The organism is Halorubrum sp. SP9, from assembly GCF_005435015.1.
Lineage (GTDB): Archaea > Halobacteriota > Halobacteria > Halobacteriales > Haloferacaceae > Halorubrum > Halorubrum sodomense.
This window is the reverse complement of record NZ_SGXU01000566.1, coordinates 1-313: the sequence shown is the minus strand read 5'-3', so window position 1 is coordinate 313 and position 313 is coordinate 1. Positions and strand designations below refer to the sequence as shown.

At 60.7% G+C, this 313-nt stretch carries 1 protein-coding gene; it reads left to right on the top strand.

What is annotated here, in order from left to right; all coding sequences use genetic code 11:
* Nucleotides 1–313, top strand: a 313-nt coding sequence (locus EXE45_RS20150) for a hypothetical protein (protein ID WP_158294354.1), incomplete at both ends; no start/stop codon positions are given.

The following is a 313-nucleotide window of genomic DNA, read 5'->3' as shown; positions in this document are numbered from 1 at the left end:
AAGGGGGAGCCTGGAAGTGGGAAGTCGCTCACCAAAAACACGACCGAGGCGCTGATCATTGACCGTGACAAGTACACGAAGACGGATGCGTCTTCGAACGCCATCCTCGACTCCCCCGAGTGGGACTTGTCACTCGTCGCGCCGCTGGACGAGTACGACAAGATCGACTCGGCTATCGTGGAGGTGCTGAAGTCCTCGAACCCCGAAGACGGTGGGTACGCGAAGGACCGCAACGTTGAGAACCCCGACGCGGTGGGTGGGTACGAACCCGTCGAGGTGTCCGCTGAACAGAACCCGTGGGTGGTGTTGTACG